Source organism: Sphingomonas sp. MMS24-J13 (genome assembly GCF_044905095.1).
Lineage (GTDB): Bacteria > Pseudomonadota > Alphaproteobacteria > Sphingomonadales > Sphingomonadaceae > Sphingomonas_I.
Window position 1 is genome coordinate 3,132,747 of record NZ_CP173258.1, and the last position, 17,456, is coordinate 3,150,202.

The window sequence follows — 17,456 nt, forward strand, 5'->3', positions numbered from 1 at the left end:
CCCGAACAGCGATCAGCGTGCCCCTGATCGCAAGGAGGCGTCATGTCGCAGATTGCCCATCGACGGCACCTTATGGTCCCGTCACGCTTGCGAAACCTGCTTCGTGGCGCGCCACCCCCCGACAGCGGGCCGCCGCCAAACGCCGCGACGATCAATTTCTGGCAATCACCCGCGGCACAGCTGCTGCACGACCTCGATGCGCGGCCCGAAGGCTTGACGGAACAGGAGGCGGCAGCGCGGCTGATCCGGTTCGGGCCGAACGAGATCGTGGCGGTCAGGCATCGTCGATTCATCGTCGACGTGCTGCGCCGCCTCGCCAACCCGCTGATCGCCATCCTGCTGTTCGCGTCGGCCGTTGCCGGCGCCACGGGAGACGTTGCGAGCTTCGTGATCATCGTCTCGATGGTGTTGCTGTCGACCTTTCTCGACATCGTCCAGGAACGCCGGGCCGAGGCCACCGCCGCCGCGCTCAAACAGTCGATCGCGCTGACCACGCGCGTCCTTCGCGGTGGCGGCAGCCGCGAGATCGCGGTGCGCGAGATCGTCCCGGGGGATGTCGTGCTGCTGACCGCGGGCGATCTGGTTCCGGCCGACGGTCTGGTCCTTGCGGCCAACGCTGCGCAGGTCAATCAGGCGATGCTCACGGGCGAGGCATATCCCGTCGAGAAGAGCGCCGCTCCCAACCCGCAATCGACCATCGCAGATGCACCCAATGCCTTGCTGCACGGGAGTTCGATGGTCGGGGGCGCGGCGACGATGCTGGTGGTCGAAACGGGTTCACGGACGCGCTTCGGGGCGATCGCGAAGTCGCTCAGCAAGGCGCCCCCTCCCACCGCCTTCGAGCGCGGCATCCACAAGCTGGGCATCCTGATCGTACGGCTGACGATCTTCCTCGTGCTGTTCGTGCTCCTCACGCACATCGCGCTCGGCCGGCCGGCGCTGCAATCCTTCCTCTTCGCGATGGCGCTGGCCGTCGGCCTGACCCCCGAGCTGCTGCCGATGATCGTGACGATCGCACTCGCGCGGGGTGCCCGCCGGATGGCGGCAGGTCAGGTCGTGGTGAAGCGCCTTTCGGCCATTCATGACTTTGGCCAGATGGACGTATTGTGCACCGACAAGACGGGTACGCTGACCGAAGCGCGCATCGTCATGGTCGCCCATCCCGGGATCGGCGGTGCCGACAACGAGCGGGTAGCGGAACTGGCCGCGGTCAATGCCAGGTTCGAGACCGGGCTCAAGAGCCCGCTGGACGATGCGCTTCTGCTTCACGGCGCAGCGCATTCGCTCGACGGGTGGAGCAAGCTCGACGAGCGTCCGTTCGATTTCGAGCGCCGTCGGGTCTCCGTGCTCGCGCAAAATGCGGGCCGCCGCATCGAAATCGTCAAGGGCGCGCCCGAGACGATCCTGGCGCTGTCCACACAGGCCGAGATGGACGACGGGACGTTGGTACCGCTGGATCGGCCGCTCCGCGACAGGATGGAAGTGCTTTACGGCAAGTATGCCGCCCAAGGCCTGCGGCTGCTCGGCGTCGCCTGGAAAGCCGCCGAGGGACGGGACAAGATCGAAGAGGATGACGATACCGGGCTGGTCTTTGCCGGCTATTGCGTCTTCATCGACCCGCCCAAGGCAAGCGCCTCGCAGGCGGTCGCCCGACTGGAGGCGGCGGGCGTCAGCATCAAGGTGATCTCGGGCGACGCGGCGATCGTCATCGAGCATGTCGTCAAGGCGCTGAACATCCCGGTAACGGGCGTACTCACCGGAGAGGAGCTCGAGGGCCTGAGCGACATCGCTCTCGCGGCGAAGATCGAAGGCGTCGATATTTTCGCCAGGGTGACGCCGGACCAGAAAATGCGGATCGTACGGGCGCTCCAGACGCGCGGTCATACGGTCGGCTTCATGGGCGACGGCATCAACGACGCCCCGGCGATCCACGCTGCCGACGTGGGCCTGTCGGTCGACGGCGCGACCGATGTCGCACGCGAGGCGGCGGACATCATCCTGCTCGCCCCCGATCTCGGCGTGCTGGCCGACGGCGTCGCGGAGGGGCGGCGGACTTACGCGAACATCATGAAATATATCCGCATGGGCACGAGCTCCAACTTCGGAAACATGCTCAGCATGGCGCTCGCCTCGCTCGTTCTTCCGTTCCTGCCGCTCACCGCCGTGCAGGTGCTGCTCAACAACCTCCTGTACGATCTCTCCCAGATCGGTATCCCGCTCGACACCGCCGATCCGGCCGACGTCTGCCGGCCGCGCACCTGGGATATGCGCGCGCTCGTCCGCTTCACCGCGATCATGGGTCCGCTCTCGTCGGTCTTCGACATCGCCACCTTCGCGCTCCTGCTGAAGGTCTTCCATGTCGGCGTGGCGGAATTTCGGGCAGCATGGTTCATCGAATCGATGGCGACGCAGATCCTCGTCATCTTCTCGATCCGGACCGCGGGCCCCTTCTGGAAGATCAGACCGCATCCAGCGCTGATCGTTTCCGCGCTGGTCTGTCTGGGAATCGCGCTGGTCATCCCGTTCCTGCCATTTGCGGCGATCTTCGGATTTGCGGCGCCTTCCCCGATGGTGATGGGCGCGATCACCCTTCTCGTCATCGTCTACCTTGCTCTGGCAGAAGTGCTGAAGGGCGTTGCGATACCCGAACGCAAGAACGCGGCAGCGTCGCTCGTCCGGCAATGAAGATCGCCGGGGACATGGTTGCAAGGGCGGGCAGCCGCCCGATGCCTTCAGGCCTGGGCGGCCCCCCCGCCGCCCTGCTCAGAATTGCACGGTGATATTGTCTTCGACCTTGGTGACGCCAGGCGCCGCCCACGCGGCGCGCTCGGCGACATCGCGCTCATGCCAGGCGTTGACGCGGCCGCCGAGCATGACCTTGCTTCCATCGGTCAACACGGTGATCGTGCTGGCATCGACATCGACCGAGCGCTTGAGCGCAGCGACGATGCGATCCTTCACATCGTTGGCGACAGGCCCCTGCCGCACTTCGATGAGGTTGGTGACGCCGACGACGCCGCGGATCCTTGCGGCCGCCCCGCGCGCCGCATCGCTCTGGTAGCGCCACGGGACCACGCCGGAAAGCGTGACCCAGCCATGCTCGACTTCGACCTTGATCGACGAGGCGGGAATGGCCACCGTCCAATCGAGGACATCGACGATGCGCCGCGCGATCTCGGGATCGGCGGTGCTGGCGACCGAATCGGACCGCACCGTCAGGTCTTCGGCGATCGCCTGGACGCCGGCGACGCGGCGCGCGGCCCGCTCGGCGGCAAGCTTCTCGACATAGGATGAGACGACGCCCGAAAGGGTGACCACACCGTTCGCCACGCCGACGCCGATACCGGCGTGATCGAGGCTTGGTTCGAACTCCAGCTCCGCCATGACGTCATGCTGCAATTGACTGTCGCTCTTCACGGGGCATCTCCTTCCTGGGGGATAGGCACCGCCTCGACGCAGCACCGGCTTCATCGGCAACGAGGGTGAGGGCCGTCGGCAGCTTTAGGCAGACCACGGTACCGTGGCCCGGGCGGCTGCTAATATGGAAACGGCCGGCGGCGTCCTGGCTGAAGCGGCGAATGCGTCCGATTCCCGTGCCGTGCGCCGCGGGCGACTTGGCAGCGAGACAATCGCGCAAAGCCGCGCTGTCCATGCCATGCCCGTTATCGACGACGAAGAGCCAGAGCCGATGCCGCACGAAACGCGTACGGATCGTCACCGTGTCGCCGGGCGCGCAGGCCGCCTTGGCGTTGGTGACGAGTTCCAGCACCGCCGCCTCAATCGCATCGGGATCGAGTTTCATCGCGATCGGGCGCGCGGCCAGATCGAGGCGGATGACGATATCGCGGCCGCCTATCGCCCGCAGCATCGACTCCAGCGAGCGCAGATGATCGTTGATGTCGAACAGCTGTTCGATCCCGCCGGTCGCGGCCAGCAACTGGGTGGTGAGGTGTCCGCCCCGCAACGCCGCGCCTGCGATCGCGTCGAGCAATTGGGCCCTGCGCTCGTCCGAAGGATCGTCGCCGAGCAGATTGGATGCCGATGCGATGATCCCGAACAGGTTGCGCAGGTCGTGGATCGACTGTCGCGCGACCGGGCTTATCTTCGTTACTGCGATCGATGTTCGGCACATGGCGGGGCTCCCCTGCTCAGGCTTTCGTGCCGCAGTCGCGCCAGCGTTCTTATCCGCAATTACCCGTAGGGCCCGTTATCCGTAGAAAGACGGAATGCGCCGGCACTCAGCCGCGCTAGAAGCGGCGCAACGATGGCCATGTCGGAGGTGGTGCGATGGAAATTGACGGTTCGTCCACGCCATGGCGCGGCATGGAGATCGAGAGCGCCGGAACCCCGCTGCGACCGTTCGCGCGGGCGCTGCCCTCGCCCGGGCCGAACGAGCTCCTCATCGCGGTCAGCGCGTGCGGGGTCTGCCGGACCGACCTCCACGTGCTCGATGGCGAGATCCCTGCCCATTATCCGATCGTGCCGGGGCACGAAGTCGTGGGCCACGTGATCGCTCTGGGCGATGACGTCACCGGCTTCACGATCGGGGAGAGGGTGGGCGTCCCCTGGTTGGGGCATACGTGCGGGACCTGCCCCTATTGCCGGAGCCAGCGCGAGAATCTGTGCGACACGCCCGAATTCACCGGGTGCACGCGCGATGGCGGTTATGCGACCCACATCGTCGCCGACGCTCATTATTGCTTTCTCATTCCCGACATCTTTTCCGACGTCGAGGCGGCACCGCTGCTATGCGCGGGCCTGATCGGATGGCGGGCACTCCGCCTGGCGGGTGATGGACACACGATCGGTCTCTATGGATTCGGTGCCGCCGCGCACATCATCGCGCAGGTCGCGATCTGGCAGGGCCGCACCGTATTCGCCTTCACCCGCGACGGCGATACCGAGAGCCAGGATTTCGCGCGCTCGCTCGGCTGTGCATGGGCTGGCTCATCGGAGGACGCGCCGCCCGAACCGCTGGATGCCGCGCTGCTATTCGCGCCTGTCGGCGCGCTCGTCCCATTGGCGCTGAAGGCAACGCGCAAGGGCGGCCGCGTCGTCTGCGCGGGCATCCACATGAGCGATATCCCGAGCTTCCCCTATGCCGATCTGTGGGGCGAGCGGCACATCCTTTCCGTCGCGAACCTGACCCGGGAGGATGGCACCTCCTTCCTCGACATCGCCGCGCGTGCGGCCATCCGGACCGTCACGCAGACTTTCCGGCTCGATCGCGCCAATGAGGCCCTGGCCTGTCTTCGCGCCGGGGCCTTGAACGGCGCTGCCGTGCTCGTTCCGAACCAAGAGGCCGGCTGAGACATGGCAAAGCGCCTCGGTTCCGGCAGCGAGACGGCAAGCGCGCAAGCCGACGCGGTGGCGTTTCTGGCCTCGGGCGCTGCGTTCAAATCGGGACCGCCGCGCCGGATCGATACCCACGCCGCGATGGTCTTCCTCACGGCGGACCGCGCATGGAAGATGAAGCGCGCGGTACGCTTTCCCTATCTCGACTTTTCGACCGCGGACCGCCGAAAATCCGCGCTGGAGGCCGAACTCGTCCTCAACCGGCGCACCGCGCCCAGCCTCTACCTCGGACTCCACTCCATCAACCGCGTTTCCGAGGGGAAGCTCGCCATCGATGGCCCAGGCGAGCCGATCGACTGGCTGCTGGAAATGAAACGCTTCCCGGACGAGGCGCTGCTGGCTTCGATCGTCGCGAATGGCGGGCTTGACGACCCGATGGCGATGCGGCTGGCGGATCGGATCGCCTGCTTCCACGCGAGTGCGGCGCCCGTCCCGACCGCGGGCGGAGCCGATGCGATCCGCGCCATCGTCGCGGGCAATCGCGAAAGCATGGCGCGCTATCCTCGCATTCTTCCGCCGGCCGAGGTCGAGGCGCTCCGGATTGCAGCGTTGGACGCAATCCACGATGCGGCGGCATTGCTGGATGCGCGTGCCAAAGCGGGGCGGGTGCGCCATTGTCATGGCGATCTCCATCTCGCCAATATCGTGATGCTGGGCGACGAGCCGACCTTGTTCGACTGCCTCGAATTCGACGCTGCGCTTGCGACGATCGACGTTCTCTACGATCTCGCCTTCCTGCTCATGGATCTGTGGGTGGGCGGGTGGCGCCGGCCCGCCAACGTCGTGTTCAATCGCTATCTGGACGTCTCGCCCGACGACGAAGCGGGCGCCGCGCTGTTGCCCTTGTTCATGTCGATCCGCGCCGCCGTGCGAGCCCACGTCCACGCGGCGATGGCGGAGAACCCCGAAGACCAACCGGCGCAGCGCGCGCGCTTCTACCTGCGCTGCGCATTGGACCTGATGGAGCCCGGGGCAGCCCGGCTGATCGCCATCGGCGGGTTATCGGGCAGCGGCAAGTCGACGCTCGCCCGGGCATTGGGCGGCTCGATCGGCGCGCCGCCGGGCGCGCGGATCCTGCGGACCGATGTCCTGCGCAAGCAGATCGCAGGCGTCACGCCGGAAACGCCACTTCCCGGCGCAAGCTATACGGCGGCGGCAAGCCGCGCGGTCTATCGCAGGCTGGAAGACGAAGCCGCCGCGATGCTCGCGTCGGGCAGGAGCGTCATCGCCGACGGGGTGTTCGCCGATCGCGCCGAGCGCGATGCGATCGAAGGCGTGGCAACAGCAGCCGGCGCACCCTTCGATGGACTGTGGCTGGCAGCCGCCACCGAAACCCGCGCCGGGCGGATCGCGCAGCGGACCGCCGACGCATCGGATGCCAATGTCGAGATCGCCCGCCGCCAGGCGACCCTGGCGACCGATCAATTGGGGCGATGGCACTGCATCGATGCCGGCGACGGACCGGCAGCCACCGCCACTGCCGCCTCGGCCATGCTCGGTGGGAGCGAATGCAGCCGACCTTAGGACGGCAGGCGATCGCTGCGCATTCATGCCCTGCCCGCTCGCGATACCCTCACCCGTTGGCTGCAAGCCCTGACACTGGCCATGCCGGCCTGACACGCATCGGTCCCAAGAGCAGTATGGCGGCCTCGCCCGCCGTGCACGGCTTGGAAAACAAATAACCCTGCATCTCCGTACATCCCAACGCCGTAACGATTGCCGCTTGCTGAACCGTTTCGACGCCTTCCGCGGTCGTCACCATATGAAACGCCTTTGCCAAGCCCGTCACGGCGCGCACGATGGCCGTCGATTCCTCCGCATCGGACAGATCCTTGATGAAGGATTGGTCGATCTTGATTTTGTCGAAAGGAAATTTATTCAGGTAATTGAGGGACGAGTAGCCGGTACCAAAATCATCCATAGCAATACGGACGCCTATTCTCCGAAGCCTGTGCAGCGTGGTGAGGGTCTCATCCGTATAGTCAAGCAAAACGGACTCTGTGATTTCCACTTCGAGGCGCTCAGCCGCAAGCCCGGACTCCGCAAGCGCATTTATAACGATATCGACAAATTTATCATTGCGTAATTGTGTCGGCGAGACGTTTACCGCAACGGCGATGTCGTCCGGCCAAGTCATCGCTTCGCGACATGCGGTGCGGATAACCCATTCGCCGATATGCCCAAGAATGCCGATTTCCTCGGCGGCCGCGATGAACGACCCAGGGGCAATGATACCCCGCTCGGGATGTCGCCATCTCAGCAGGGCTTCGAAACTTTGGATAGTCGAGAATTCAACATTTATAATTGGCTGGTAGTAAATCTCGAATTCACCGGCTTTCAGAGCTTGGCGCAGCTCGATTTCGAGTTTGCGCCTTTCCTTCATGCGCTCATCCATCGCGCGCTCGAAGAAGCGATATACGCCTCGCCCGCTCGATTTCGCGCCGTATAGCGCGATCTCGGCATTTCGGAGGAGCTGATCCCCCGACGCTCCATCATCGGGAGCGAGCGCGATGCCGATACTCGTATCGATCGTTACATGGTGACCGCTGTCCAGGACATACGGCTTCGTCAGCGCTTCCCGGATGTGGGCCGCGAGCCCCGCGGCCTGACCGGGTCGCTCGACCTGCGTCTGAATGACGACAAACTCGTCGCCACCCAGTCGAGCACCGATATCGGTGCTTTCGATGCAAGCGCGGAGGCGGCCGGCTACTGCCCGTATGAGCTCATCACCGATAGAATATCCCAAATTATCATTTATGTTCTTGAAGTTGTCGATATCCAGAAACAAGACGGCGACCTGACGATCGCGCATTGCCATTTGCAGCGCCTGATCGAGCCGGACCTTGAACAAGGTGCGGTTCGGCAGATCGGTCAGGGCGTCATAATGCGCAAGATGTTCGATCCAGGCCTCCGCGGCCTTTTGCTCGGTGACGTCCTCGTGCGTCGCGACCCATCCACCGGACGGGATTGGCTGGTTAAAGATGTGTATCGTGCGCCGATCCGCCGTCTCGATATACTGGCTGGAAATATGTCCACGCCTAATAGCATCAATGATACTCGTGCGGTATTGCGCGACATCGCCCGCCAAAAGCCCAGCCCGTTCGCGGTGCTCGATCAATTCCTTAAGTGTACATCCCGGTCGAACAACGTCCGATGAAAGGCCATACATTTCGATATAGCGTTTATTGCTCACGACCAGCCGGCATGCCGCGTCAAACATGACAACGCCATGCGGCATGTTGTCCAGCGCCTCCCGGAGCAATTCGGCGCGACTTTCACCTTCGGAGCTGGCGAGGATCTGGTAATTAAGTTGGGTCGAAGTACCGTGTGCCAATGCGCCCCTCCGTGGGCAAAATTCGAACGTTTTGACCCCACTACGGCAATCATTCCTGCTTATACTGCATGATTTAAGTTCGTTACCATATCGATAATGCACGGTGGATAAACGACAAACTCGGATTGCAGGCCGCTTGCATCGGAGTGCGTAGCGAAACAAATGATCGTTGGAGTTCAGATCGAGATTTCGGCGGTCAAAGCTGGTGGATTCCGACGTCCTCCCGGCACAACGGCAGGACAGCGCGACTTTGCGTCGAAGCGGACTTGCCGACCGAGGAGCGAGGATTCCCGCCGCGTTCACGCGATCCAACTCCTTCCCGTAGAACGGTTATTCGGCTAATGCTGGTCGATGGTAGCGTCACAAATCCCACCATCGACGGACTTGGCGACGCTCGCGGCGCCCGAGCGCCTCCAGGTGCTGCTCGACGCCGTCAGGGATTATGCGATCTACCTGCTGGACCGGAACGGTTACGTCAGAAGCTGGAATACGGGCGCGGCCCGCTTCAAGGGCTACACCGCCGACGAAATCATCGGGCAGCACTTCTCGCGTTTCTACACCGAGCAGGACCGGGCGGCCGGCCTCCCGGAAAGGGCGCTTCGGATAGCCTCCGAGAAGGGAACGTTCGAGGCCGAGGGGTGGCGCGTCCGCAAGGACGGCACGCAGTTCTGGACCAGCGTCGTCATCGATCCGGTGCGCGACAGCGATGGCGCCGTCATCGGCTTCGCCAAGGTCACCCGCGACATCAGCCATCGCCTGGAAGCGGAAGCGAAGCTCCGCGAGAGCGAACAGCGCTTCCGGATGCTGGTCGAAAGCGTCCGCGATTACGCGATCTACATGCTCGACGTCGATGGGGTGGTCAGCAACTGGAATACGGGGGCGCAGGCTATCAAGGGCTATACCGCCGAGGAGATCGTCGGGCAGCACTTCTCGCGTTTCTACACCGAGGCCGACCGGGAGAAGGGGAACCCGCCCGTGCGCTCGCGATTGCCGCCCGGGACGGAAAGTTCGAGAATGAGGCGATCCGGGTCCGCAAGGACGGCACCCCATTTTGGGCGCACGTCGTCATCGATCCGATCTACGACCAGACCGGCGCGCTGACGGGCTTTGCGAAGATCACCCGTGACGTGACCGAGCGACGCCATGCCCAGGAGCAGATCGACGCCGGCAAGGAGGCGCTGGCGCAGAGCCAGAAGCTCGAGGCGATCGGGCGGCTGACCGGCGGCGTCGCCCACGACTTCAACAACCTGCTGACGGTGATCCGCGGATCCGCCGAGTTGCTGCAGCGGCCGGGTGTGACGGAGGAGAAGCGGCAGCGATACATCACCGCCATAGCCGAGACCGCTGACCGCGCCGCCGTCCTGACCGGGCAGCTGCTCGCCTTCGCCCGCCAGCAGCCCCTGCGCCCGCAGAAGTTCGACCTGGCGCTCCGTCTCGACGGTATGGAGCACCTTATCTCGACGACGATCGGCTCGACGATCCGCTACCAGGTCGAGATCGGCCCCGACGCCGGATCGATCGAGGCCGACCCCAGCCAGTTCGAGACCGCCATCCTGAACATGGTCGTCAACGCCCGCGACGCGATGCCGGCTGGCGGTGTCCTGACGATCGGGATCGAGCGCGTCGGGCACAAGCCGCCGATCCGGAATCACGCCGGGGCAGAGGGCGAGTTCGTCCGGATCTGGGTGCGTGACACCGGCACGGGCGTCGATCCCGAGAAGCTGCCGCGCATCTTCGAGCCGTTCTTCACGACGAAAGCCGTCGACAAGGGCACCGGCCTGGGCCTCAGCCAGGTGTACGGCTTCGCGAAGCAGTCGGGCGGCGACATCGCGGTGGAGAGCGAGCTCGGTCGCGGCACGACGTTCAGCCTCTATCTCGCCCATGCGGGATTGGGTGCCGAGCATGCGATCGCGCGGCAGCCGGTCGATCCCGACGCAATTCTCCTCGATCGGCGCATTCTGCTCGTCGAGGACAATGAGACGGTCGGACGGTTCGCGGTGAGCGCGCTCACCGAGCTGGGGCAGCAGGTGGTGTGGGCACAGCACGCTGCCGCCGCGCTCGAACGGCTCGAACGGGGGGAGCGCTTCGATCTGGTATTTTCCGATGTCGTGATGCCCGGCATGAGCGGGATCGAACTCGCACAGACCATCCGGGCCAAGTGGCCTGCGCTTCCCGTCATCCTGACGAGCGGATATAGCCACGTGCTGGCGGAGACGGGCGGCCAGGAGTTCGAACTGGTCCACAAACCCTATTCGATGGAAAGCCTCGCGGCGCTGGTATCCTGAAAGCGGGCGGCGAACGGCGGCCGCCGGATCCCAGGTGGCGCATGCGCCAATTTCCTGCGTCCAAGACGATCCAGGGTTCGTCATCTTCCCTCCGGGGAAGCGCCAAACGCTCTTGACGAACCGCCACGCCATTCCGAAATTTTCGCCCACGACGAAACGAAAGCGGCAGGAAAGGAGGTTCTGTCATGTCGCAGCCGGTCTCGCGTATTACCCACCCTCTTGATGGTTTTCATCGTCCAACCTTCGAGCCCGAGGTGAAGCGGGCCATCCTGGCGTCCTGGACCTCGGACGCATCGGCGGCCCCCGATCAGCCTGCACTGCGGCGACGCCAGGGCTCCCGGAACCCGGTTCCCATCGACGCGCTATTCCCGCGCTCCGCGTGCCCGACGGAACCATGGCATCGGCAACGCGTCGGCCGCACCAGCCCGGTGCGCTTGGGACGATAGGTTCGTGCGCAGTCCGTCACAGCGATGGCGCGAGCGCGGCAGCCGCCGAACTCATATCGCACTGGCGTTCGACGACATCATGGAGATCGCGCTCGCGCTGCTGGCGCTATCTCCAGCCGAGCTTGGGGCGCTGGGCTGGAGCTTCGCCGATCGCAAGCGGCTGCTCGATCATTTCCTGGCATCGGGCAAGGCGGCGCAGCGCGAGGATCCGGCGACACTTGGCCGAAGCCTGCTCGAGCTGACGTTGCCGTTGCGGGACATTCGGCGGCTGCGGACTTTCGTGCATCGCGAACTGCCGAAGGCGGCCAGCAATGCCGCATTGCTCCACCGGCTTGAGGCGGTTCTCGACGCCGTGCCCTGACACGCCGCCGGTTCAGTGCAGAAACGGCGCGCGCTCGAGGCCGTCGAAGACGAACTGGATCGCGAGCCCGGCGAGCAACACGCCCGATATGCGCCGGACCGCGTCGGCGCCGGTCGCCCCCAGCAATGCGACCAGCCGTTCTGCCGCGCGCATCGCGCCATAGGTGAGGCCGAGGCAGACCGCGATCATCGCGATCACGCCCAAGCCTTCGATCCAGCGCTCGGTCCGTCCCATCAGCAGGATCGCGGCGGACAGGCTGCCCGGTCCGGCGATGAGCGGGAAGGCCAGGGGAAAGACGGCGATGTCGCCGGGCCGCTCGGCATCGTGACGCTCGCCCTCGCTGATCGACGAAAGGCCCGGCCCCGAAAAGGTGAGGCTGAGCGCCTGAAGGAAGAGCAGCAGACCGCCGGCGACCCGAAAGGCAGGGAGCGAGATATGGAGCAGCCCGAGGGCGACGTTGCCGCCGACCGCGAACAGCAGCAGGACCAGCCCGGCGATCGCGGTCGATCGGATGGCGAGCCGCGTGCGTTCGCCACGATGGATCCCGGCGGTCAGGCTGGCGAACACGACGGCGGTCTCGACCGGACCGACCGTGACCAGCAGTGTGACGAAGCTCGAAAGAATGCTGGGGGCAGGATGCATGGCGCGTGCGGGCAAAGCGCGGAAGCGGCCCCGCAGGTCGCTTCCGCATCCACCTGAACGTTATTTCAAACGGTCGTTGCGTGCGAGCGATCGGCCGCTGCCATCGCTTCGGTCCTGGTCAGACCACCCGGTGCTGCCGGATGAACGGGCGCATCGAGCCCAGCCGGTGCCGTTGTCCGGTCCATCGGTTGGCAGTCACCCGAACTGCGCGAGACGACCTTGGCCCTCTGGTCCGGCCCATACGAGGTCACGACGCTGCGGTCGCATGTACCGCTCCCGTCGCTGGTCGAGACGAACCGATATTGCACGGTGCCCGGCGGCAATTTGCCGAGCGCCGCGAGATCGAGCCCACCGCTTCCGGGCAACGGCGCGGCCTGGAGCATATGCACCTCACGAAGCATCGCGTCGGTCTGCCGGTCCATCTCGGCGGCGATCCGATCGAACGCAGCCAGCGGCGCGCTGTCGAACAGGTCGAAGAGGCCGACCGGCATGACGGTTGAGGTCGGCGCGAGCGTCACCCTGGGCGCCACATCGCCCTGATATTCGATCCGGGCGACCAAGCCGTCCGGCAGGTCGAACTTCATGCTGTGCACGTCCCGACCGGCGGCAAGTCCGACGCCGGCGACCGCCAGCGCCGCGATACCAAGACGGCGGTACGAAATTTACGCATCAAACGTCCTTTCCTTGCTGTGCGAGGGGAATGCAACCCTTGTCCGCGGCGACGACACCGGCCCGATCGTCGCCGGCCTATTCGCCGGGACGATGTCAGGCCCGGGACCGAAGTCCCGGGCCAGGCCGTCATGCGGCGTTCGCATTGACCGGAATGCGGCGGACATTCTCGTTCGCCGCCTCGGTCTTGGGTAGCGTCACGGTGAGCACGCCGTTCCTGAACGTCGCGCTGGCCTTGTCGCGGTCGATACCCTTGGGCAGGCCGATGCGGCGCTCGAAGCGGCCGTAGCTGCGTTCCGAATAACCGCGGTCCTTGTCCTCGACGTCCGATCGCTTCTCGCCGCGCAGCGTCAACACGCCGTCCTCGAGAGAGATATCGACATCCTTCTCCTCGAGGCCGGGCAATTCCGCGGTGACGCGGATGTCCTTGTCGGTCTCGCCGAGCTCGACATGCGGCCATGCGATGGCGCGGTCGAACGCGCCGATGGCCGGCACGGCGAAGCCGCGGAAAACGTCGTCAACAGCCGGTTCACCTCGCGGTGGAGCGAGAGGATCGGATGCTCGTCGCGTTGATACGGCTCGGCGCTGACGGGCACGGGAAGCCGGTTCTCCTGCCGGCTCCAGGGGAGCAGATCACGCAGTGCCATGGGTCTTTCCTCCTTTCCGGGACGTGGGAGATCATGGCTCGCCGACCGCCATCGCGGAGGACGACGCCGGCGAGCCTATGGTTCTGGATCAGGCAGCCCGTTGGCTGTCGTCCTTCGGCGCCTCGATCCGATCGTTGGCGACATTGCCGCCGCCGATCTCGATCTTGCGCGGCTTCATCGCCTCGGGAACGACACGCTTCAGCTCGATGCTGAGCAGGCCATTCTCGAACCGGGCGTTGCCTGCCTCGATGAAGTCGGCAAGCTGGAAGCGCCGCTCGAACGGACGCGCGGCGATACCGCGGTGCAGATACTCGCCCTTGTCCTTATCCTCGGCGCGCTTGCCGGTGACGGTGAGCTGATTCTGCTGCGCCACCACCTCGATCTCGTCCGGGCGGAAGCCGGCGACCGCAAGCGTGATGCGGTAGCGGTCCTCGCCGTCGCGAAGGATGTTGAAGGGCGGAAATCCGTCGGCGGCATCCGTACGCTGGCCGGTCTCCAGCAGATCGAAAAGACGGTCGAAGCCGACCGTGGAACGCCGATACGGCGCGAAGTCGAAATTGGTCCTCATATCCAAATCCTCCATCGAAGCGATCTGGGCACGAGAAGCGCCGGAGGAGAGCCGACGCCCTCATTATCCCGCCAGGCCCTGAGCGGCACCCGGCAACCGAAAGCTAGGAACACGGATTTTCGGGTTCAAGATTCGCGCCGCAAAATTTTCGCGGCGGCGCCAGCGGCCCCCGCGCGGCGATCCTTTCGCTGGTCGTCACGCCGTCCGTGATCATCCAACCTCCCGCTTCAAATTTCCTGTTGGCACTCCAGGTTCGAGAGTGCTAAATATAGTGTGCGGCTGCCCGGAAGCGGATGTCCGTTCTCCCGAGGCCCGGCCGCAACTGTCGTCGCCCGGAGCGACGCCAGGTCACATCATCGCTGAAGCACCAGGAGGTTCATGCTTATGCATTTTCGTCCCCTTCACGACCGCGTCCTCGTCCGCCGCGTCGAGGCCGAGGAGAAGACGGCGGGCGGGATCATCATCCCGGACACCGCCAAGGAAAAGCCGCAGGAAGGCGAGGTCGTCGCCGTCGGCCCGGGCGCCCGCGACGACGCCGGTAAGCTCGCGGAGCTTTCGGTCAGGGCGGGCGACCGCGTGCTGTTCGGCAAATGGTCGGGCAGCGAAGTGCGCCTCGACGGCGAGGACCTGCTCATCATGAAAGAGAGCGACATTCTCGGCGTGATCGAAACCGTGGTCCCGCTCAAGCAGGCCGCCTGACCGGCATCCTGCAAGAATCACCAACTTCGAACTCATTCATCAGGAAGGACAGGAGACTATTCGATGGCTGCCAAGGACGTGAAGTTTGCGTCGGACGCGCGTGATCGCATGCTGCGCGGCGTGGATACACTGGCCAATGCAGTGAAGGTGACGCTGGGCCCGAAGGGCCGCAACGTCGTCATCGAGAAAAGCTTCGGCGCGCCGCGCATCACCAAGGACGGCGTTACCGTCGCCAAGGAGATCGAGCTGGCCGACAAATTCGAGAATATGGGCGCGCAGATGCTGCGCGAGGTTGCCAGCAAGCAGAACGACAAGGCCGGCGACGGCACCACCACCGCCACCGTGCTGGCCCAGGCGATCGTGCGCGAGGGCACGAAGGCGGTCGCCGCCGGCATGAACCCGATGGACCTGAAGCGCGGCATCGATCTCGCCGTGAATGCCGCGGTCAAGGATCTCGAAGCCCACGCCAGGAAGGTCAGCGCCAACAACGAGATCGCGCAGGTCGCGACCATCTCGGCCAATGGCGACGAGGAGGTCGGCCGCATCCTCGCGGAAGCGATGGAGAAGGTCGGCAACGAGGGCGTGATCACCGTCGAGGAGGCCAAGAGCCTCGCCACCGAGCTCGAGACGGTGGAGGGCATGCAGTTCGACCGCGGCTATCTCTCGCCTTACTTCGTCACCAATGCCGAGAAGCTCAAGGTGGAGCTCGATGACCCCTACATCCTGCTCCACGAGAAGAAGCTTTCCAACCTCCAGGCGCTGGTGCCGCTGCTCGAGAAGGTCGTGCAGTCGGGCCGGCCGCTGCTGATCATCGCCGAGGATGTCGAGGGCGAGGCGCTCGCGACGCTGGTCGTCAACAAGCTGCGCGGCGGCCTCAAGGTCGCGGCCGTCAAGGCGCCGGGCTTCGGCGATCGCCGCAAGGCGATGCTCGAGGATATCGCGATTCTGACGGGCGGCAATGTCGTCTCCGAGGAACTCGGCACCAAGCTCGAAAACGTCACCGTCAACATGCTCGGCCGCGCCAAGAAGGTCTCGATCGACAAGGACAATACGACGATCATCGACGGTGTCGGCGCGAAGAGCGATATCGACGGCCGCGTCGCCCAGATCCGCCAGCAGATCGAGACGACGACCAGCGACTATGACCGCGAGAAGCTGCAGGAGCGGCTCGCCAAGCTTGCCGGCGGCGTCGCGGTGATTCGGGTCGGTGGCGCCACCGAGATCGAGGTGAAGGAACGGAAGGACCGCGTCGACGATGCGCTCCACGCCACCCGCGCCGCGGTCGAGGAGGGCATCCTGCCCGGTGGCGGCATTCCGCTGCTGCGTGCGGTGAAAGCGCTCGACGGATTGAAGGCGGCGAATGACGATCAGCAATCGGGCATCGACATCGTGCGGCGTGCGCTGCGCGCGCCCGCCCGCCAGATCGCCGAGAATGCTGGCGAGGACGGCCCCTATATCGTCGGCAAGCTGCTCGAGAGCCAAGACTATAATTGGGGCTTCAACGCCGCGACCGGAGAATATCAGGATCTGGTCAAGGCCGGCGTGATCGATCCGGCGAAGGTGGTGCGTACCGCGCTGCAGGATGCGGCCTCCGTCGCCGCCCTGTTGATCACCACCGAAGCGCTCGTGGCGGAGGCGCCCAAGGAGGAGAAGGCCGCCGCACCGATGCCCGCAATGGACTATTGAGCGCGGGAGGACCGGGGCAGACGCCCCGGTCCGTTCGCAGGTTTTACACACCCGACGTTCCGTTGCCTGCCCGGGATGGAAACGGCCCCTCGCGCGGCGTATGGCGCTGCCGATCATGAGGATCGCGCAGGAGGCGGCATGTCCGACGACGAATATATCTATGACGAGGACAGCGGTGAGTGGGTGCCGGCAGCCGAACTGGCCGCGAAGCGCCAGGCCGCCACACAGGTGGAGGTGCGCGATGCAGTCGGCAATCTGCTGGCCGACGGCGACCAGGTCACGCTGATCAAGGATCTCGACGTCAAGGGGGCCGGCCAGACGCTGAAGCGCGGCACGCTCATCAAATCGATCCGGCTGACCGGGGACCCGCAGGAGATCGACTGCCGTTACGATGGCATCAAGGGCCTCGTGCTGCGCGCCGAGTTCGTCCGCAAGCGCTGATGGCACGCCCGCGGCCAGCCATGCCGTCCAGGGAGGCGATCCTGGCGCTGGCCGATGCCGATGGGCGGCTGGAGGTGCGCGTGTCGCCTGGCGCCTCCGCCGACGCGATAGCGCTTCCTGCATCCGGAGGCCCGATTGCCGTGCGGACCACTGCGCCGCCCGAGGATGGCAAGGCGAACGAGGCGGTCCTGCGGCTGCTCGCCAAGGCGCTCGATCGTCCCGGATCGTCGCTGGAGCTGGTGCGCGGCGCCACCAGCCGGAACAAGCTGATCCGGCTGCGGCCTTGACCGATTACCCGCCAGCTTAGCCGCCGCGATAGAGGC

Annotated in this window: 16 protein-coding genes and 1 pseudogene; 10 read left to right on the plus strand and 7 right to left on the minus strand. The window is 65.2% G+C overall.

Annotated elements, in window-relative coordinates; all coding sequences use genetic code 11:
* The first annotated feature begins 42 nt into the window (after positions 1 to 42).
* Positions 43 to 2,685, plus strand: a complete 2,643-nt coding sequence (mgtA, locus tag AB4Z44_RS14465) for a magnesium-translocating P-type ATPase (RefSeq protein WP_404710398.1) — start codon at positions 43 to 45, stop codon at positions 2,683 to 2,685.
* 78 nt (positions 2,686 to 2,763) lie between these two features.
* Here the strand turns inward: mgtA and AB4Z44_RS14470 are convergent, their stop codons facing one another.
* The gene (locus AB4Z44_RS14470) at positions 2,764 to 3,417 is read right to left on the minus strand and encodes a BON domain-containing protein (protein WP_404710399.1); all 654 of its coding nucleotides are present in this window, start codon (positions 3,415 to 3,417) and stop codon (positions 2,764 to 2,766) included.
* On the minus strand, positions 3,389 to 4,132 hold the full coding sequence (locus AB4Z44_RS14475) for an ATP-binding protein (protein ID WP_404710400.1): 744 nt from the start codon (positions 4,130 to 4,132) through the stop codon (positions 3,389 to 3,391). The genes AB4Z44_RS14470 and AB4Z44_RS14475 overlap by 29 nt, the downstream gene beginning before the upstream one ends.
* Before the next feature lie 155 nt (positions 4,133 to 4,287).
* Here AB4Z44_RS14475 and AB4Z44_RS14480 point away from each other — a divergent pair, with 155 nt between their 5' ends.
* The gene (locus AB4Z44_RS14480; RefSeq protein ID WP_404710401.1) at positions 4,288 to 5,310 is read left to right on the plus strand and encodes a zinc-dependent alcohol dehydrogenase family protein; all 1,023 of its coding nucleotides are present in this window, start codon (positions 4,288 to 4,290) and stop codon (positions 5,308 to 5,310) included.
* A 3-nt stretch (positions 5,311 to 5,313) separates the two neighbouring features.
* Entirely contained in the window at positions 5,314 to 6,879 is a 1,566-nt protein-coding gene (locus AB4Z44_RS14485; protein ID WP_404710402.1) for an AAA family ATPase, read from the plus strand.
* Between the two features lie 49 nt (positions 6,880 to 6,928).
* On the opposite strand, the gene AB4Z44_RS14490 is transcribed toward AB4Z44_RS14485, so the two are convergent.
* A complete protein-coding gene (locus tag AB4Z44_RS14490) occupies positions 6,929 to 8,689 on the minus strand; it encodes a putative bifunctional diguanylate cyclase/phosphodiesterase (RefSeq protein WP_404710403.1) in 1,761 nt (586 codons plus the stop codon).
* Positions 8,690 to 9,073: 384 nt separating this feature from the next.
* On the opposite strand from AB4Z44_RS14490, the gene AB4Z44_RS14495 reads away from it, so the two are divergent.
* The 3 genes from AB4Z44_RS14495 to AB4Z44_RS14505 all read left to right on the plus strand — a co-directional run bounded on the left by AB4Z44_RS14495 (position 9,074) and on the right by AB4Z44_RS14505 (position 11,781).
* Positions 9,074 to 9,790 carry a PAS domain-containing protein gene (locus tag AB4Z44_RS14495; protein WP_404710404.1) on the plus strand — a complete coding sequence of 239 codons (717 nt, stop codon included), beginning with the start codon at positions 9,074 to 9,076 and terminating at the stop codon, positions 9,788 to 9,790.
* Positions 9,712 to 10,974 (plus strand): ATP-binding protein, encoded by a 1,263-nt coding sequence (locus AB4Z44_RS14500; protein ID WP_404714239.1) that lies wholly within the window; start codon positions 9,712 to 9,714, stop codon positions 10,972 to 10,974. The genes AB4Z44_RS14495 and AB4Z44_RS14500 overlap by 79 nt, the downstream gene beginning before the upstream one ends.
* Positions 10,975 to 11,424: 450 nt before the next feature.
* Positions 11,425 to 11,781 carry a hypothetical protein gene (locus AB4Z44_RS14505; RefSeq protein ID WP_404710405.1) on the plus strand — a complete coding sequence of 119 codons (357 nt, stop codon included), beginning with the start codon at positions 11,425 to 11,427 and terminating at the stop codon, positions 11,779 to 11,781.
* Between the two features lie 12 nt (positions 11,782 to 11,793).
* Here the strand turns inward: AB4Z44_RS14505 and AB4Z44_RS14510 are convergent, their stop codons facing one another.
* The 4 genes and pseudogenes from AB4Z44_RS14510 to AB4Z44_RS14525 form a co-directional block, all read right to left on the minus strand.
* Positions 11,794 to 12,423, minus strand: a complete 630-nt coding sequence (locus AB4Z44_RS14510) for a MarC family protein (protein ID WP_404710406.1) — start codon at positions 12,421 to 12,423, stop codon at positions 11,794 to 11,796.
* Between the two features lie 65 nt (positions 12,424 to 12,488).
* Positions 12,489 to 13,007, minus strand: a complete 519-nt coding sequence (locus tag AB4Z44_RS14515) for a hypothetical protein (RefSeq protein WP_404710407.1) — start codon at positions 13,005 to 13,007, stop codon at positions 12,489 to 12,491.
* Between the two features lie 214 nt (positions 13,008 to 13,221).
* A pseudogene (locus AB4Z44_RS14520) lies at positions 13,222 to 13,739 on the minus strand (Hsp20/alpha crystallin family protein).
* Positions 13,740 to 13,827: 88 nt separating this feature from the next.
* Complete coding sequence (locus AB4Z44_RS14525; RefSeq protein WP_404710408.1) at positions 13,828 to 14,307, minus strand: Hsp20 family protein; 480 nt, start codon at positions 14,305 to 14,307, stop codon at positions 13,828 to 13,830.
* A gap of 384 nt (positions 14,308 to 14,691) precedes the next feature.
* On the opposite strand from AB4Z44_RS14525, the gene groES reads away from it, so the two are divergent.
* The 4 genes from groES to AB4Z44_RS14545 all read left to right on the plus strand — a co-directional run bounded on the left by groES (position 14,692) and on the right by AB4Z44_RS14545 (position 17,420).
* Positions 14,692 to 15,006: a co-chaperone GroES gene (gene groES / locus AB4Z44_RS14530; RefSeq protein ID WP_404710409.1), complete on the plus strand. Its 315-nt coding sequence runs from the start codon at positions 14,692 to 14,694 to the stop codon at positions 15,004 to 15,006.
* Positions 15,007 to 15,069: 63 nt separating this feature from the next.
* Positions 15,070 to 16,692: a chaperonin GroEL gene (groL, locus tag AB4Z44_RS14535; RefSeq protein WP_404710410.1), complete on the plus strand. Its 1,623-nt coding sequence runs from the start codon at positions 15,070 to 15,072 to the stop codon at positions 16,690 to 16,692.
* Between the two features lie 138 nt (positions 16,693 to 16,830).
* Positions 16,831 to 17,133, plus strand: a complete 303-nt coding sequence (locus AB4Z44_RS14540) for an alkylphosphonate utilization protein (RefSeq protein WP_404710411.1) — start codon at positions 16,831 to 16,833, stop codon at positions 17,131 to 17,133.
* Between the two features lie 20 nt (positions 17,134 to 17,153).
* Complete coding sequence (locus AB4Z44_RS14545) at positions 17,154 to 17,420, plus strand: DUF167 domain-containing protein (RefSeq protein WP_404710412.1); 267 nt, start codon at positions 17,154 to 17,156, stop codon at positions 17,418 to 17,420.
* Positions 17,421 to 17,456: the final 36 nt, after the last annotated feature.

Coding starts and splice junctions, on each gene's coding strand:
- groES (WP_404710409.1), top strand. CDS start 14,692: ATGCATTTTCGTCCCCTTCACGACCGCGTCCTCGTCCGCCGCGTCGAG.
- AB4Z44_RS14515 (WP_404710407.1), bottom strand. CDS start 13,007: ATGAAGTTCGACCTGCCGGACGGCTTGGTCGCCCGGATCGAATATCAG.
- mgtA (WP_404710398.1), top strand. CDS start 43: ATGTCGCAGATTGCCCATCGACGGCACCTTATGGTCCCGTCACGCTTG.
- AB4Z44_RS14475 (WP_404710400.1), bottom strand. CDS start 4,132: ATGTGCCGAACATCGATCGCAGTAACGAAGATAAGCCCGGTCGCGCGA.
- AB4Z44_RS14545 (WP_404710412.1), top strand. CDS start 17,154: ATGCCGTCCAGGGAGGCGATCCTGGCGCTGGCCGATGCCGATGGGCGG.
- AB4Z44_RS14540 (WP_404710411.1), top strand. CDS start 16,831: ATGTCCGACGACGAATATATCTATGACGAGGACAGCGGTGAGTGGGTG.
- AB4Z44_RS14480 (WP_404710401.1), top strand. CDS start 4,288: ATGGAAATTGACGGTTCGTCCACGCCATGGCGCGGCATGGAGATCGAG.
- AB4Z44_RS14510 (WP_404710406.1), bottom strand. CDS start 12,423: ATGCATCCTGCCCCCAGCATTCTTTCGAGCTTCGTCACACTGCTGGTC.
- groL (WP_404710410.1), top strand. CDS start 15,070: ATGGCTGCCAAGGACGTGAAGTTTGCGTCGGACGCGCGTGATCGCATG.
- AB4Z44_RS14525 (WP_404710408.1), bottom strand. CDS start 14,307: ATGAGGACCAATTTCGACTTCGCGCCGTATCGGCGTTCCACGGTCGGC.
- AB4Z44_RS14485 (WP_404710402.1), top strand. CDS start 5,314: ATGGCAAAGCGCCTCGGTTCCGGCAGCGAGACGGCAAGCGCGCAAGCC.